The sequence below is a fragment of the Paenibacillus sp. 1-8 genome (assembly GCF_056316205.1).
Genome location: NZ_CM149995.1, coordinates 4,489,149 through 4,504,547 on the forward strand (window position 1 = coordinate 4,489,149; position 15,399 = coordinate 4,504,547).

The following is a 15,399-nucleotide window of genomic DNA, read 5'->3' on the forward strand; positions in this document are numbered from 1 at the left end:
ATCTTACCATAAAAACAGTTGCCCCAAGCGCTCTAGTTTTGTCGGTTGCAGACGAGTAAGGGTGCAGTTAAAGACAGGTTGTGACACCATACTCGGCTATATAACAGATCGGACAATGGGCAAATATGTCGTTCCCAGAGAGAATTTTATCACAGCAATCTAGTAATCCTCATGTTATGGTACTGGCATCGGAAGTAAATGATATTGATTCTCATTCTACATTAGAAAGGCTGAGCACCATGCCAGAATGTATCTCACTCCTTTGTACTCCACCGGGTCAACCCGTGCGATTGCAATCCCTTGCCTCTCTTCACCCCTCATTGCGCCGACGCTTAACGGACATGGGGATTGACGAAGGTTCCATTATACGATTAAAAAAAATCAGTCTGTTGGGCGGCCCTATTGTCATTGAATGCAACGGTCAATTGGTCGGCCTCCGTCAAAATCAGGTAAAACAACTGGAGGTCGTTACTTCATGGACATGATCGCTCTATTCGGTAATCCCAACACGGGGAAAACCTCATTATTCAACAAGCTGACTCGTACGTATGCAGAGGTAGGGAACTGGTCCGGGGTGACGGTGGAAAAGAAAACAGGCCTGCTGCGCGACAAGTCTGCCGTTTTGGTGGATTTGCCGGGTGCCTACTCTTTACTCCCTCTTTCGCTGGATGAAGGTGTCGCAACCCGTTATTTGCTGGAAGAACCGCCTGCGGCCCTGATCAACATCGTGGATGCCTCCCAGCTCCAGCGCAATCTGTATCTGACCGTACAACTACTGGAATATGGCCGTCCGCTTGTACTTGGCTTAAACATGACTGACGTAGCCGATGCCACTGGTCTTCGGGTAAACAAGGAATTGTTGGCTGATCAATTGAACGTTCCCATCATTCCCATGGTGGCACGCACGGGCAGCGGCAGTAAGCAAATGCTCGCATCACTTCGTGAGGTACGACGTGCGCCAAATTCCTTCCAGTTGGATTACGGCCCTGCCGTCGAAGCCGCTATTACAGATATTTGCAGCTTACTGACGAATACACCTGTGCCAAGCCCTCGGTGGGCAGCTCTACAGTGTCTGGAAAACAATCCTGTCGTTATGGAATGGATGACGAATGAGGTACAGCGTGAACAAGTAACTGAACGCATCCAGCGTTGCGAGAAAGAACTTCTCCGTGAAGGCTATTCGGCTACTCCCGCTCAGCATATCCGTTCTGTACGTACAGCGTGGATCGCTGATCTGTGTACAAAGGTGCTCGACACGTCCAAACTCAAGCCGCACAGTCTGACAGACAAGCTGGACGCACTGCTAACCCATCGGTATTTGGGGATTCCCATCTTTTTGTTGCTGATGTACGCTACCTTCAAGTTCACCTTCGATTGGGCGGGTACTGTTCTTTCAGATATGCTGGACGGATTTTTTTCAGGGACACTAAGCAGTTGGATTTCTGAATTGCTCGTTCACTTGAACGCGTCCGCTTTTACGCAGAGTCTCATCGTGGACGGTATTGTGGCAGGAGTTGGGGGCGTGCTCGTTTTTCTGCCTCAGATCGCTATTTTGTTCCTGATTATTTCGGTGATTGAAGACTCCGGGTATATGGCACGGGTCACGATACTAATGGATCGCCTGATGCAAGCCGTTGGCTTGAACGGGAAAAGCTTCATTCCCTTCATCATCGGATTTGGCTGCAATGTCCCTGCAATTATGGCCGCACGCACCATTGAACAGCCCAGAGAACGCCTTATTACAACGTTGCTGGTGCCCTTTATGTCATGTTCGGCCCGCCTGCCGGTATATGCGTTGTTTGCGGGTGTATTTTTTCCAACACATGCGGCAAGCATCATCATGCTGATGTATGTGTTAGGAATCACCGTATCGCTTATACTTGCCAAAATCTTTTCCAAAGTATCCATTTTATCGGGTGAGCCCTCGCTCTTCATCGTGGAACTCCCTCCCTATCGGGTGCCGCAGGCTCTTACACTATTTCGAAGCACATGGGAGAAGGTCAAAGGCTTCGTCCGTAAAGCCGGAACGATCATTCTTGCAGGCTCCGTTGGCATCTGGCTCTTGTCCAATTTCGGCCCACAAGGGTTCGGTGCAGACATGAATGATAGCCTGCTTGCCACTGTTGGAGGGTGGTTTGCCCCCATACTGGCCCCTCTCGGCTTCGGTACCTGGCAAGCAGGCGCTTCCCTGCTCACGGGCTTTATGGCCAAGGAGGTCGTGGTATCGACGATGAATATCATTTACCACGTTCCGGACATGCAAGGGCTGGAAATGCAAGTCAGACATGCCTTTACACCGTTAGCCTCTTTTAGCTTCATGGTGTTCATTCTGTTGTATGTACCATGCCTGGCTACGGTAGCGGTCATTCGCAAAGAAACCCTTTCGTGGCGTTGGACCGCATTTTCTGTGATTTATCCTTTGACCGTGGCGTATATTATTGCCGTTGTGATCTATCAGTGTGGCAGGTTATTAGGCTGGGGTTAAGTCAGGCCCTAAAGTAAATAGAAGGAAGTGGATTCCATGATCAATATCATCATTTTATTGGTGATTCTCGGTTATAGCACGTGGGTGTTTGTTCGTTTTTTACGGAAAAGCCGTCAAGGTGCTTGTGCCGGATGCTCATTAAGCAAGTCATGTCCGGGCTGTGCCACGAGTGCTGTGAAGGAAGATACTGGAAAAACTAAGGTTGTTCACAAAGGTTAAACGTAGCATCTGATGAATAGTAAGGAAAAACTAGCGACTGTTTTCCAATACATTTTAGGAGAACAGAGTCGCTAGTTTTTTTCTGTGTCACGCTATTCCTTAGCTGTCTTTTAGTCAGGACTAATAAACTTAAAGATGTTGATGAGCTAAATATAAGGTTTCAAGGTCTATTGTAGGTTTTCCTGCATATGTTATCCGTCCGTTTCGAAGAATAGCAACTTGATCTGCTAGTTTCTCAGCCAACCCCATAATATGAGTGGATAACAAAATTACTCTGCCTTCCGTGAGATACTCCCGTAATGTGCTTCTAACGATCATCACTTGATCAGGGTCTAGTCCGTTAGTCGGTTCATCTAAAATAAGAATTTTAGGTTCATGCAAGAGCGTTGATGCTAATGCAACTCTCTTTTTGGTTCCTTGAGATAACTCTTCCATTTTCATATTTTGATAATCTTCTAATTTGAATCTCTCCATCCATTTAGCGATACGTATTTCGAGCTGGTCCTTCGGTACCTGTCGTAATCCCCCAATAAGTCGCATCATTTCTGATACAGAAAGTGCGGGATAATAAAAGGGGAATTCTTGTAAATAGCCTATCATTGTTTTATAGTTTTGATTTTCAAAATCGACAATGGTTTGATTGAATCGAATTGTACCTTTTTGTGCCTCATGAAGACCAGCAATTAAACTTAATAAAGTTGATTTACCTGCTCCATTGGGACCAAGTAACACAGTAATTTGGTGGTCTGAGACATTCCAGTTTATTTCATGTAGAATTTCTTTAGAGCCATAACCGAAAGAAACTTGATCCAGTTGTAAAATTGATAATTTATTTTCTTGGGTCATCGTTGACTCACTCCTAAGATACTTTCTTATAAAAAAAGATGAATCTTATATAGATCATAATAGATATAGCTGTAAATAGAACTTCATGAAATTGATGAAGGTACATTAATAATAGCATGCTCATTGCAATGACCCAGTTCCCGAAAAATTTGATTCGGTAATGTCCTAAATAATCAATAGATAAAAATTTGTAACCCAAAGGCAAACCAAAGCTAATTAAAGTAATTGAAAGGAATATACTCCATACAAATTGGGACGATAAATTAATTGGATTAATATGCAAATAAATTCCCCAAATACATTGATGCATAAAAATAATTCCTATGTTTAAAACACATAAGATCAACCATTTAGTGCGTAGCATCTTCTTCCAAGCAAATAACGTTGTTTTATATAATAGCAATCCTTTTTCCTCTACAATAAGACTCTTGACAGCCCAAATATCAACAGCAACCCATGCTAATACCACGCTACTGATTGGAAGAATAAATGAACTTTCTCTAATGATATAATAGTTCAAAATTTCAATTCCCATAGCTAAAATAAAAAAAGGAAACAGATTGCCTCGTTTAATGATGAATAATAATTCTTTTTTTAGAAGTGGGCTTTGAGATAGCCATCCGCGTCTGCTCAGAGTTTTTTTTGGCCCATGATACTGTAAAAAAACTGACCAAGAGCGTTGTGCAAAATAAAAAGCTATATATCCCATGCTTAAGCATAACAAAAGCCAAGTCAAAATACGTACAGACAGAGACATTGGCAATATAAAATAGATTACATTCAGTGATAGAAGAAACGAGCTTATAGCATAGCCATTGAATTTTCTAAATATTATTATATATCCAAGTATCTCGGCAAAAAGTACACCTAAAATCAATCCTGAAACCATATTATAAATATGATTGTTATGAACTCCCCACAAGATCTGACCAACTACGATCCATAAAAGTAATATTAAAAAAGGGATTTTTTTTACCATAGTATATTGGGTTAGAAACAATTTCCCCTTTCCTATAGACCACAAAAAACGTATTTCTTCTATTTTTGAAGTTGATATATTTATACCAATATGAATCAAAAAACCAATGATTCCGTATATGATAGCCCACATCATAGGTTTAAAACCTAAACCGTTTAATCTCAAGGTAGCATTAGCTAATCCATTAGGGATTAGAAATAATAAAAAAATAAATAAAGCAGCATCCATTTTAGTTAGTTTTCCGAGTTGTTTTACATACAATATTTCACATAACTTTATACTTGTCATTTTTCGCTTCTCCAAGTCACAAAACTGGCTCAAACTGAAAAGCAGTTTCCTGAGAGTTGTATAAATTATAATATTGACCTTTTAAAGCAATTAAATCCTGATGACTACCTTGTTCAATAATTTCCCCTTGATCAAGTACAATAATTCTATCAGCTCGTTGGATTGTACTAAAACGATGAGCAATAATGATTTGTGTACAATGTCTTTCTTGTAACAAATCTGTTATCAATTGCTCTGAAACGCTATCAAGTGAGCTTGTCGCTTCATCTAAAAGTAGAATTTGAGGTTTTGCCAAAAAAGCACGTGCCAGTAAAATACGCTGCCGTTGTCCTCCTGAAAAGTTTAATCCGTTTTCGGAAACAACAGTTTGATAACCCAAAGGGAGACTCATAATAAAACGATGAATATCCGCTTCCTTTGCTGCCTGAACTACCATATCTATGGTATAGTCTTCATTGTTCATGGCGATGTTATCCAATATAGAAACATTGAATAATTTTGTTTCTTGTAAAACAACACCTATTTTCTGACGAAGCTCACTCAGATGCCATTGATTCAGTGGTATATTATCGATACTGACTTCTCCAAACGAAGCCTTATAGAGTCCTAGTATTAACTTCGCCAAAGTACTCTTACCAGAACCTGAAGCACCAACAATCGCAACCTTTTCACCTGGCAATATTTCAAGATTAATATCTTTTAAAGCGTATCTTCCAAATCGATAATAATTAAATGAAACATCCTTAAACTTAATATACCCTCTAAAAGTATGGTTCGGTTTATGGGCACCCGAGGGCTCCTCCACACTCTCAATAACATCTTGAATTCGTTGAATATATGAGCCCACAGTGACGAGTTCACTAAGAGTTGATCCTAAAGAAACAATTGGTACCATAAAAGCAGTTGAAAGCGTTTGTAATCCAAGAAGGCTCCCTAAAGTTATCCTTCCCTCAATCACATAATGAAATCCAATCCATAGAATCAGGAGGGGAAAAACAAACTGGATGCTAACTGTAGTAGAATCAAGTGATGTATTCCAAATGACACGTTTTTCCGTAGTGATAAGCTGTTTTTTAAAAAGCTCCCTCCACTTGTTAAATACACTATTTTCGAACCCTAAAACTTTTATATCTGCAATTCCATGTATATGTTCCGATAAGAATCCATGCATCTCAGCCTGGCTCGAAATCTCCTTTCGAGATAAACGGTGAGTAATAAAAGAACTTAAAACTATAATGAGTAACATTAGGAAGCCTACAATTGTAACTACTAATCCAACTTGCCATAGTTGATTTATCATTAAGATTGTATAAGTTATAAGTAAAAGCCCATCAATAAAAATAGTTATAACTCGATTTGATAATACCCTTCTAATTGTTACATTGGAGTTAGCCCTAAATACCAATTCCCCTCCTTTTCGATTTTCAAAGAAATCAAAAGGAAGTTTAAACAGCTTGTCAATGAATTGTGTCATCATATGTGTATCCATTTGGGATTGTAACTTGGCAACCAAGTAGCCTCTTAAAAATTGAAATAACTGTGAAAACACAAATATAGCAAAAATCGCTGCCCCCAACGTGATTAAGAAAGAATATTTTTGGGATTCTAGTAAGTTGTCGACAGTGAATTGGGTGATCTTAGGTATTAAAATACCTAATCCTTGAAGAAGTATTGAGACCAAAAATACAGATATAAGAAGTTTTCTGCTCTTAAAAGCTAATTTGATATAGAACGTCCATTTTGGTATCTTTCTTTTATTACGAAAATCCTTTACCGGGCTTAATGAAAGTGCAAAACCCGAATATTTCTCTGTGAATTCTTGATGGGAAAGAATTAGTCTTCCAAAAGCTGGATCAAGGATTATTGCTTTTTTCTTTTTTATTTTCTCAAGAACCACAAAATGCTGATTATCCCATAACAAAATTAAAGGAGCGGTTAGCTCATTTAATTGAGATGCCTTTGCCCGATATCCTCGTGATGTTAAATGATATGTACTCCCTATTTCTTGAAGTTGTTGCATAGACATACCTGCGCGCACTGCACCAACCTGATTTCTTAATTCTGTTAAAGAAATATTATGTCCAAAAAAACCCAAAATCATAGCCAAGCAAGCTAATCCACATTCACTATGTTCCATCTGTTCAATAAAAGGTACTCTCTTATGAAATTTCAGAGGAATGCACCTCCATACTCTCTGTCAAAAAAACTAAACCAAAATGATAAGCGAATATACCTATCTCAACTCTTGTTTTTATATTCCATTTCTCTTTAATTGAAGCCACAATTTCGGCAGTACGTCTCATACTAATATATAATATCTGGGAGATTTCGCTGTCTTTGTATCCTTGAGCTATACAAATTGCAACTTTCTGTTCTTTTGGAGATAAATTTTGATTTTCTCTCAATTTTTACTCCTCCTTAGTAGATTACAAATATTTTTTCATAATTAAGAAAAAATTTCAATACATACTTAGCGAATATATTTGTAAAGTTCAAAAAATAAATCAATATGATGTATTCAGTTTTTTTGAAGTGTTTTAGATATTTACATAAAAATGCATTTTTATGAAGTGCAAATTTTTAGGACATATGGTTATCATTAAATTTGTCTTATATCCCTATGTTCCTGAGAGGAGTAAAAAAAATGACAAAACAAGAAATGATCCAAGCGTGGAAAAATCCAAAGCTTCGTGTAGCTGGAGAAGGTATTGATCATCCTGCAGGTGATGCTTTGATCGAGCTGAGCGCTGATGAGCTTGCTCGTGTACATGGCGGTTTAGGAGTGCAACCGGATTCTACTCCTGTTACTGTTACTGTTACTATTGTTGGTGTCACAGTGCTAGTTTGCTTTCCAGGGCATGCTGGATAAAATAAGTGAATGACACTTAGGTATACACCTTAATTGGTGTATACCTAAGTTATTTATTTCTTAAAAATTGAGTATTTTAACTTCACATAAACGAGGATGGGGTAGTTATGAAAGAGCAGATCATGCGTGCTCTCTTTTTACATGAACGTAAGAACCTTGTTGATCATGCTTTTCAAGGTTTTAATCATAAAAATTGGATACAAGATAAAGAGAAGACAACCGAACTAATAGACGAATGGTTTAAGTTTGCTCTAATTAGTACAGAATCCAAAAAGGAAGCTCGATTTAAAGCTTCAAGTATGAATGAAGAGATATTTGGAGCCTTGATTCAATCTACCGAAAATCTTAAATGGGATGATAACTATTTAGCAATAATTAAAGAGTATCAAGCAGATTGGTTTCAAGTTTTGGAAGAGGCTCTAAAAATGAATGAAAATCACCCAGCTTTACAAAATGAGTCTAGAACAATGGATGTTCTTATTCGTCCATTTATAATTTGGGCAAGAAATCGATTAAAACAGCACTTAGCAAACATAGATAACGCCCAGGATTTTATTCTACATGAGAGTACGATAAATTCGGTCTTGCATACATTGTCTTTTCAATTGACCCAAATCGCTGGTCGGTCATTTGTTTTAGAACTAAATATAGCTAAAGCTTTGGAAGAATTAGAAGGGCAAACTCCGGAGGAACGATTTATCTCTTTCATTGAGAAAAAATTTGTAGGACATAAACAACTTGTATCATTTTTTTCTGAGTATGCAGTTATTGCCCGCACTTTAGCTGAAAGAACTATACTTTTTGTAAATGTAATAAAAGAGACGTTAGACCGTTATCTCTTAAACAGATCTATGATTACCGATATATTTTCTTTACATTCATCAGAACTTATACGTATTGATGCTGGTTTCGGTGATTCTCATCAGCAAGGTCGCACAGTAATGCGGTTATATCTTGCAAACGGGCAATCGTTTATGTATAAACCAAAGCCATTAGATATCTCTCTCCATTTTCAAGAATTAATTCAATGGTTTAATGATAAAGGTTTTTCTCCTTTTCTCCAAAAAAATTCTGTTATCGCACTAGAAGGCTATGGTTATGAAAAATTTATCGAAGCAAAGCCTTGCAAAACTGAAGAAGAAATCCAACGTTTTTATACACGCTTAGGGGCGCTTTTAGCCATTATATATTTACTGGATGGGACCGATTTTCATTATGAAAATTTAATTGCTTTTGGGGAGCATCCCATGCTGATTGATTTGGAAACCCTCTTTCACAACCAAGTATACCATGATGTACCCGATTCGGCAGATATAGAAGCTCAGTTTAGGATTCGTAATTCTCCATTAGGCACTTCTCTCCTTCCCATCTTGTTTCATCAAGATGATAAGGGATTTGGAATTGAATTAAGCGGTGTAAATGGAGAAAAGCAAATGACACCTTACCCGGTTTTGAGTTTGATAGATGTAAATACTGATAATATGCGCTACATTAGGAAGCCTCAAGCCACTTCAAGTGGTAACAATCGCCCTTTATTGGAGGGAGAATTTAAAAATGCAGGTGACTATACTACTGAAATTGTAAATGGTTTTCAATCATTGTGTTCTATGCTTCTCCAATACAGAATGGATTTGTTAGCCCCAACGAGTCCTCTCTTTACTTTTAAGGATGCGCCAGTGCGTATCGTATTGCGTTCAACACAATTTTATACAAATTTCCTTCTTGAGTCTCGTCACCCTGATTATGGTCGCGATGCTCTAAATCAAGAGAATTTACTTGATCGGATTTGGTTTTCTTGGTTGGATGATCGAATTATTTCTTCTGAACTACAAGATTTGCGAGCGGGTGATATTCCGTATTTCACTAGTACTCCTAGTTCTCTTGACCTTTGGGATAGCTATGGCAAATGTATAAAAGATGTGTTTACCCGAACAAGCATGTCAATAGTAGAAGATCGATTGAAATCCTTAAGTACTGACAGTATTTCTTTATACAGCGATTGGATCTCTTCTTCGATAGCAGGCTCATCATTAGGAAAACATGTACATAAAGTGCATGGTCCCACTCAGAATGAAAAAGTAATGATAAGCGGTTACAGTCCAAAACCAATACACTCTGAAAAATTTCTTGAGACAGCAAGAATCCTTGGCGATGAGTTAATTAAAAAATCAGTTTTTAGTCCAAGCAAAAAGTATGTAACTTGGATTGGAATGAACTTAAATTATCGTGGACAGCTTTATTTATCCGCCTTAAGCCCTGGATTATATGATGGCACAGCAGGCATTGCCTTATTTCTAGCTCATCTCGGAAAAATCTCAGAAGATGAGAAATATACTAGCGTAGCTCTCGCTGCATTAGAAACAGCACTAAGTAAAATACCCGTACACTTGAAGTTCCCATCCGCCTTCTATGGTCAAGCTTCTCTCTTATATACTCTCTCTCACTTTGAGAGTTTACTAGGTTTTAACGATACTTGGAGCAAGCGAAAATCGGACATTATAAGTAATTTGGAAGATAGCGTAGAAGAGGATGCTTTCTTCGATCTCTTAGGAGGATCAGCAGGTGTTATTCACGTTCTTTTAAATGAACATAACCTTACAAAATCGGCTAAGACTCTAGAAGTAGCAATTCAATACGGAGAGCACTTGTTAAAGCATGGAAAAAAGAATAATGGGGTGATTTCATGGACATCTAGTGTATCTTCAACTCCCTATGTAGGCTTTGGCCACGGTAGCATTGGTATTGCTTCAGCCTTGTTTCGTCTTGCAGCAGTTACTAAAAAAGATTGCTACTATGCTACTGCTGAGAAAGCATTTGCCCACTTAGCAGAATCCTATTCTCCAGACTATTTTAACTGGATTGATCATGGTATTAAGGAGAATCATGATCTTGCTAATTGGTGTCATGGGGCTAGTGGAATTGGTTTAGGATTAACCTTATGTATGCCTTATTTAAAATCAAGTCTAATACCTGATATCGTTCATAATATCGAAATAGCAGTTAATACAACTTTAAAATATGGATTCAATAAGAGCCACTGTATTTGTCATGGAAGCCTCGGAAATATTGAATTGTTAATTTTAGCCGGACAAGCTCTTAATCGTCCGGAGTGGGTTACGGAGGCAAAGAAACAAGGTAATATGGCGTTAAATTATTATTTCGAGCATGGTAAATTTAAGACAGGTCTACCCACTGCGTTAGATTCTCAGGGGCTGTGGCTAGGTTTGTCCGGAATAGGTTATCAATTGATGCGTCTTTATTCCTTAACTTCCTTACCAAGTATCCTCTCATTACAAGAGCCACTCCACAGGGAATCCGCTTGCATTTAACATCCTTAAAATCCAAAAGCCACAATAAGGATGTCCTCTTCAGGAATAACCTTTATTATGGCTTTTGATAAAGGAAAAGCGTCTGCGGGTTTATCCTGACCCGAAGACGCTTTCCTTTACTCTCAAACTCACAATATTAGCGGTATTCCGCCAAACGTTCATTTAGCTCCCGCGTGTGCAGATAAACTTCACGATACAGCTCATATAAGCCTTCATAACGTGCCACACGCTCGGGGTTCGGTGAATATCTTGCTGCCTCACGCAGAAAAGCTTCCGCGCATGCTTGCAACGATTCAAACCAGCCGCTTCCGTAAGCGGCCAGCATCGCCGCCCCCAAGGCAGGCCCTTGCTCACTTTCCAGCTTGATGATATCCGCGTTAAAAATGTCTGCTTGCATTTGCAGCCACGCTTCATTACGCGCACCGCCGCCGATGGAGATGACTTCCTTCACTTCTTTGCCCGTTCCTCGGAGAATATCAATGGATTCCTTGAGCGAAAAAGTGATTCCCTCCAGCACGGCCCGTGTAAAATGCGCAAGCTTATGTCCCGCATCCATCCCGATAAAGCTTCCCCGTATGGTTGCATCCGGGTGAGGGGTACGTTCACCCACGATATATGGCGTGAACAGCAGCCCTCGGCTGCCGGGCTCAATGGAGTTCACATCCTCCAACAACACATCAAATGAATGCTCCGGTGCAAAGGTATCCTTAAACCACGTCAGGCTGTACCCGGCCGCGAGCGTAACGCCCATAATATAATAAGCATCCTGCTCACTATGGTTAAAAAAATGCGCCCGCCCCTGCACATCAATGTCCTTACGTTCCTCATAGGAAAGTACAACACCCGATGTGCCAATGCTGCACAAGGTGCGTCCTTCGCTCAAAATACCAGCGCCAATCGCACCACATGCGTTGTCCGCGCCACCCGCATACACCTTCGTTTCAGGAGCAAGTCCGGTCTGCTCCGCAATCTCCGGCAGCAGCGTACTTGTCTGATCGAACGATTCCACCAGCGGCGGGAACAAAGACGACGGCAGTTCGAAAGCAGCGGCGATTTCTTGGCTCCACTGCTTTTTTGCCACATCCAGCAACAGCGTGCCCGCCGCATCCGAATACTCCGTCGCCAGCTCTCCCGTCAGGCGATACCGCACATAATCCTTCGGCAGCATAAAATGGGCTGCACCAGCCAGCACGTCCGGCTCATGCTCCTGCACCCACAGCAGCTTGGGCAGCGTGAAGCCTTCCAGCGCGCGATTACGTGCAATGCTCAGCAGCTCCGAACCAAGCTGTTCTTCAATGCGGCGACATTGCGCCGTTGTACGCGTGTCATTCCACAGAATAGCCGGGCGCAGCACTTGCCCTTCCTTGTCTGTCAGCACAAGCCCATGCATCTGCCCCGAAAAGCTAATGCCGTCTACGGCATCTGACCCGCCGATCCCGGCCTTTTCCACGAGCTGCTTCAGTGCTGTTAACGTACCGCTGACCCAATCCTCGGGATGCTGCTCGCTATACCCTGTCTTCGGTTGATGGAGTGGATAAGACTGGGAGGTTTCAAAAGCCACCTGCCCCTTGCGGTTAACCAGCACCGTTTTGACCGCGCTGGTACCCAAGTCCACACCGATGACGTAGCGCTCTTGCTCCTGTTTTTGCTTTTCCTGCATCGAAGTTCCTCCTTCTCTGCTACCGTGTAGACGCTGTCTCATATATAGGTTATGGCATTAATCCGCCAAAATGTATTGATTTAATGTGGCTTTCAGATACTCCTGACGACCCGACACGTTTTTGCGTGGTGCTTCGTTCGCCAGTGCATATTCAGCCAGCGAAGCAAGCGTTGCTTTACCGGATACAATTTCTGCCCCAATACCTTCTTTAAAGCTGCTGTAGCGCTTATCGATAAAGTCCTCGAACACGCGGTCCTCAATCAGTTTGGCAGCTACCTTCAGGCCTTTCGCATACGTATCCATACCTGCGATATGCGCGAGGAACAAGTCTTCTGGCTCAAACGATGCTCTGCGCACCTTGGCATCAAAGTTGATACCACCGCGGCCCAAGCCTTCATTTTGCAGCACTTCATACATAGTCAGGGTTGCATCGTACAGATCAACCGGGAATTCGTCCGTATCCCAGCCCAGCAGCAAATCTCCCTGGTTTGCATCCAATGATCCCAACATACCGTTAATCCGTGCTACACGAACTTCATGATCAAACGTATGACCCGCCAAAGTTGCATGGTTAGCCTCCAGATTAAGCTTGAAATGCTGATCCAGATCATATTTTTGCAGGAAGGCAATTGTCGTCGCCGCATCAAAATCATACTGATGCTTGGTTGGCTCCTTCGGCTTCGGCTCGATCAGGAACTGGGCATCAAAGCCAATTTCACGCGCATAGTCCACGGCCATATGGAACATTCGTCCCAAATTGTCCTGCTCCAGCTTCAAATCTGTATTCAGCAGTGTTTCGTAGCCTTCACGGCCTCCCCAGAAAACATAGTTGTCCGCGCTTAGACGTTTGCCCACTTCCAAGCCTTTTTTAATCTGGGCGGCAGCGTGTGCGTACACATCTGCATTGCAAGTCGTCGCAGCTCCATGCAAATAACGTGGATGACTGAACATATTCGCCGTGTTCCACAGCAGTTTTTTCCCCGTAGCCTTCATATGCTCTTCGATCAAATCCACGATGGTATCCAGGTTGCTGTAAAATTCCTTGAGCGACGCGCCTTCCGGAGCAATATCAACATCATGAAAAGCAAAATAAGGCAGGTTCAGCTTATCCAGCAGTTCAAAAGCAGCTTCCACACGGGCCTTCGCCAAATCCAGCCCGGTAAACTTGGACCACGGACGCTCCGCCGTCTCTACCCCAAATGGATCGGAGCCACCTGCAACGAGTGTATGCCAATAGGCCATGCTAAAACGTAAATGCTCTTCCATTGTTTTCCCAGCCACAATTTCCTGAGGATTATAAAATTTGAACGCAAAAGGATTATTGGATTGCTTGCCCTCAAAGTTAATTTTGGATACCTGCTCGAAATATGCCATCATAAGTTCCTCCTTTATAGTAAACGTTTACAAAAAAGATTCTAGCACAGCCAAAAGACTTTGTCTATTGCTTAAACTAAGTTTGTTTTTATGATATAATATCGGGAATTACACCAACAGGAAGTGAAAAGAACATGAATGTCACTGGCGATCAGGCGCTTGTCAAAAAGCTAAATAAATCCATTGTGCTGGAGCGTATCCGCCTCCATGCTCCCCTATCCCGGGCACAATTATCCAGTCAAACCGGGTTAAACAAGGCTACCGTTTCCAACCTGGTGGCGGAGCTAATCACCGACGGGCTTATATATGAGACGGGATTAGGAGAATCCAGCGGCGGGCGCAAGCCCTTAATGCTGCTGTTTAACAGCCGGGCAGGCTTTGTATTCGGCATCGAGGTCAGCGTGTATTATATCAAGGGTGCTCTGACCGATTTGGCAGGAACCATTGAAACAGAGCTTACCCTTCCCCTTGCGCAGCATGATCCTGCTTTTGTTATGGAACAGATTCAAAGGCTGGTTCAGGAGCTTATACAGACGGTCCCTCCCTCCCCTCATGGCATCGTCGGTATTGGGCTAGGGGTTCCGGGTATGGTCGATGAAACGGGAACTGTTTTGTTCGCGCCCAATCTGGGCTGGGAAGAGGTTCCGCTGCGGCAACAGCTTGAGGCAGAGCTTGGCCTTCCCGTGGTGGTGGATAACGAAGCCAATGCCGGTGCGCAAGGCGAGCTGTACTATGGTATGGACAGCGATCATCGGCAGCTGGTGCGGGATCTGGTCTACATTAGTGCGGGGTCCGGGATCGGAGCGGGAATTATGATTGACGGCAAGCCGTATCAAGGGGCTTGGGGGTACGCCGGAGAGACTGGTCATATGTCCATTGACTGGAACGGACGGCTTTGCTCCTGCGGTAGCCGGGGCTGCTGGGAGCTGTATGCTTCGGAAAAGGCGTATACGGCGTCTACTTTCAAGCTGCCTGCGCACAGCACAGCGGATTTACTGCCGTTTGCCCGGCAAGGTGACGCGAATACGTTAAGCATCTTTCGTGATATCGGGCAATATTTGGGTGTGGGCATCACCAACATCGTGAACAGCCTCAATCCCGGAATGCTCATCATCGGTGGCCCGCTGGCGGAAGCCAGACCTTGGCTGGAGCAAAGTATGCGTGAAGTGATTGATGAACGTGCCCTGCCCTATCATCGTCGGCAATTACAAATCCGTTTCTCCACGCTTGGCAGCCGTTCGACGATGTTAGGTGCCGCCTATGCAGCAACAGCTCCTTTTCTCGGGCGTGTACGTGTATCTTTATAAAAAAAGGCGTACAGAAACACTAAAGTTCCTGTACGCCCCATTT

12 protein-coding genes are annotated in these 15,399 nt (G+C 42.2%); 6 read left to right on the forward strand and 6 right to left on the reverse strand.

The annotated features are described in order from the left end of the window. Positions 1 to 239 precede the first annotated feature (239 nt). The 3 genes from AC0WRU_RS20800 to AC0WRU_RS20810 are packed head-to-tail and all read left to right on the forward strand — an operon-like array spanning position 240 to position 2,704. Positions 240 to 485, forward strand: a complete 246-nt coding sequence (locus AC0WRU_RS20800; RefSeq protein WP_081750740.1) for a FeoA family protein — start codon at positions 240 to 242, stop codon at positions 483 to 485. Next, positions 476 to 2,485 carry a ferrous iron transport protein B gene (gene feoB, locus AC0WRU_RS20805; protein WP_476126160.1) on the forward strand — a complete coding sequence of 670 codons (2,010 nt, stop codon included), beginning with the start codon at positions 476 to 478 and terminating at the stop codon, positions 2,483 to 2,485. Before AC0WRU_RS20800 ends, feoB begins: the two co-directional genes overlap by 10 nt. Positions 2,486 to 2,521: 36 nt before the next feature. Then, entirely contained in the window at positions 2,522 to 2,704 is a 183-nt protein-coding gene (locus AC0WRU_RS20810; protein WP_476126161.1) for a FeoB-associated Cys-rich membrane protein, read from the forward strand. A gap of 129 nt (positions 2,705 to 2,833) precedes the next feature. Here the strand turns inward: AC0WRU_RS20810 and AC0WRU_RS20815 are convergent, their stop codons facing one another. Genes AC0WRU_RS20815 through AC0WRU_RS20830 form a run of 4 tightly spaced genes read right to left on the reverse strand, consistent with a single transcriptional unit; the run spans position 2,834 to position 7,222 of the window. Continuing rightward, positions 2,834 to 3,550, reverse strand: a complete 717-nt coding sequence (locus AC0WRU_RS20815) for an ABC transporter ATP-binding protein (RefSeq protein ID WP_476126162.1) — start codon at positions 3,548 to 3,550, stop codon at positions 2,834 to 2,836. A 13-nt stretch (positions 3,551 to 3,563) separates the two neighbouring features. Then, complete coding sequence (locus tag AC0WRU_RS20820) at positions 3,564 to 4,817, reverse strand: hypothetical protein (RefSeq protein WP_476126163.1); 1,254 nt, start codon at positions 4,815 to 4,817, stop codon at positions 3,564 to 3,566. Positions 4,818 to 4,833: 16 nt separating this feature from the next. After that, a complete protein-coding gene (locus tag AC0WRU_RS20825; RefSeq protein WP_476128690.1) occupies positions 4,834 to 6,996 on the reverse strand; it encodes a peptidase domain-containing ABC transporter in 2,163 nt (720 codons plus the stop codon). Then, the gene (locus AC0WRU_RS20830) at positions 6,977 to 7,222 is read right to left on the reverse strand and encodes a response regulator transcription factor (RefSeq protein ID WP_476126164.1); all 246 of its coding nucleotides are present in this window, start codon (positions 7,220 to 7,222) and stop codon (positions 6,977 to 6,979) included. Before AC0WRU_RS20830 ends, AC0WRU_RS20825 begins: the two co-directional genes overlap by 20 nt. A gap of 239 nt (positions 7,223 to 7,461) precedes the next feature. Between AC0WRU_RS20830 and AC0WRU_RS20835 the strand changes: the two genes are divergently transcribed. Both AC0WRU_RS20835 and AC0WRU_RS20840 read left to right on the forward strand, forming a co-directional pair. Further along, positions 7,462 to 7,686 carry a mersacidin family lantibiotic gene (locus tag AC0WRU_RS20835; RefSeq protein ID WP_476126165.1) on the forward strand — a complete coding sequence of 75 codons (225 nt, stop codon included), beginning with the start codon at positions 7,462 to 7,464 and terminating at the stop codon, positions 7,684 to 7,686. Positions 7,687 to 7,793: 107 nt separating this feature from the next. Next, positions 7,794 to 11,015 (forward strand): type 2 lanthipeptide synthetase LanM family protein, encoded by a 3,222-nt coding sequence (locus AC0WRU_RS20840; RefSeq protein ID WP_476126166.1) that lies wholly within the window; start codon positions 7,794 to 7,796, stop codon positions 11,013 to 11,015. Between the two features lie 136 nt (positions 11,016 to 11,151). Here the strand turns inward: AC0WRU_RS20840 and xylB are convergent, their stop codons facing one another. Further along, positions 11,152 to 12,675 carry a xylulokinase gene (xylB, locus tag AC0WRU_RS20845; RefSeq protein ID WP_476126167.1) on the reverse strand — a complete coding sequence of 508 codons (1,524 nt, stop codon included), beginning with the start codon at positions 12,673 to 12,675 and terminating at the stop codon, positions 11,152 to 11,154. A gap of 57 nt (positions 12,676 to 12,732) precedes the next feature. Then, positions 12,733 to 14,049 carry a xylose isomerase gene (xylA, locus tag AC0WRU_RS20850; RefSeq protein WP_476128691.1) on the reverse strand — a complete coding sequence of 439 codons (1,317 nt, stop codon included), beginning with the start codon at positions 14,047 to 14,049 and terminating at the stop codon, positions 12,733 to 12,735. 134 nt (positions 14,050 to 14,183) lie between these two features. Between xylA and AC0WRU_RS20855 the strand changes: the two genes are divergently transcribed. After that, entirely contained in the window at positions 14,184 to 15,356 is a 1,173-nt protein-coding gene (locus tag AC0WRU_RS20855) for an ROK family protein (protein ID WP_476126168.1), read from the forward strand. Positions 15,357 to 15,399 lie beyond the last annotated feature (43 nt).

Excerpts from the sequence above, each read along its gene's own strand:
- AC0WRU_RS20800 (WP_081750740.1), top strand. The coding sequence starts at position 240 with ATGCCAGAATGTATCTCACTCCTTTGTACTCCACCGGGTCAACCCGTG.
- feoB (WP_476126160.1), top strand. The coding sequence starts at position 476 with ATGGACATGATCGCTCTATTCGGTAATCCCAACACGGGGAAAACCTCA.
- AC0WRU_RS20810 (WP_476126161.1), top strand. The coding sequence starts at position 2,522 with ATGATCAATATCATCATTTTATTGGTGATTCTCGGTTATAGCACGTGG.
- AC0WRU_RS20815 (WP_476126162.1), bottom strand. The coding sequence starts at position 3,550 with ATGACCCAAGAAAATAAATTATCAATTTTACAACTGGATCAAGTTTCT.
- AC0WRU_RS20820 (WP_476126163.1), bottom strand. The coding sequence starts at position 4,817 with ATGACAAGTATAAAGTTATGTGAAATATTGTATGTAAAACAACTCGGA.
- AC0WRU_RS20835 (WP_476126165.1), top strand. The coding sequence starts at position 7,462 with ATGACAAAACAAGAAATGATCCAAGCGTGGAAAAATCCAAAGCTTCGT.
- AC0WRU_RS20840 (WP_476126166.1), top strand. The coding sequence starts at position 7,794 with ATGAAAGAGCAGATCATGCGTGCTCTCTTTTTACATGAACGTAAGAAC.
- xylB (WP_476126167.1), bottom strand. The coding sequence starts at position 12,675 with ATGCAGGAAAAGCAAAAACAGGAGCAAGAGCGCTACGTCATCGGTGTG.
- xylA (WP_476128691.1), bottom strand. The coding sequence starts at position 14,049 with ATGGCATATTTCGAGCAGGTATCCAAAATTAACTTTGAGGGCAAGCAA.
- AC0WRU_RS20855 (WP_476126168.1), top strand. The coding sequence starts at position 14,184 with ATGAATGTCACTGGCGATCAGGCGCTTGTCAAAAAGCTAAATAAATCC.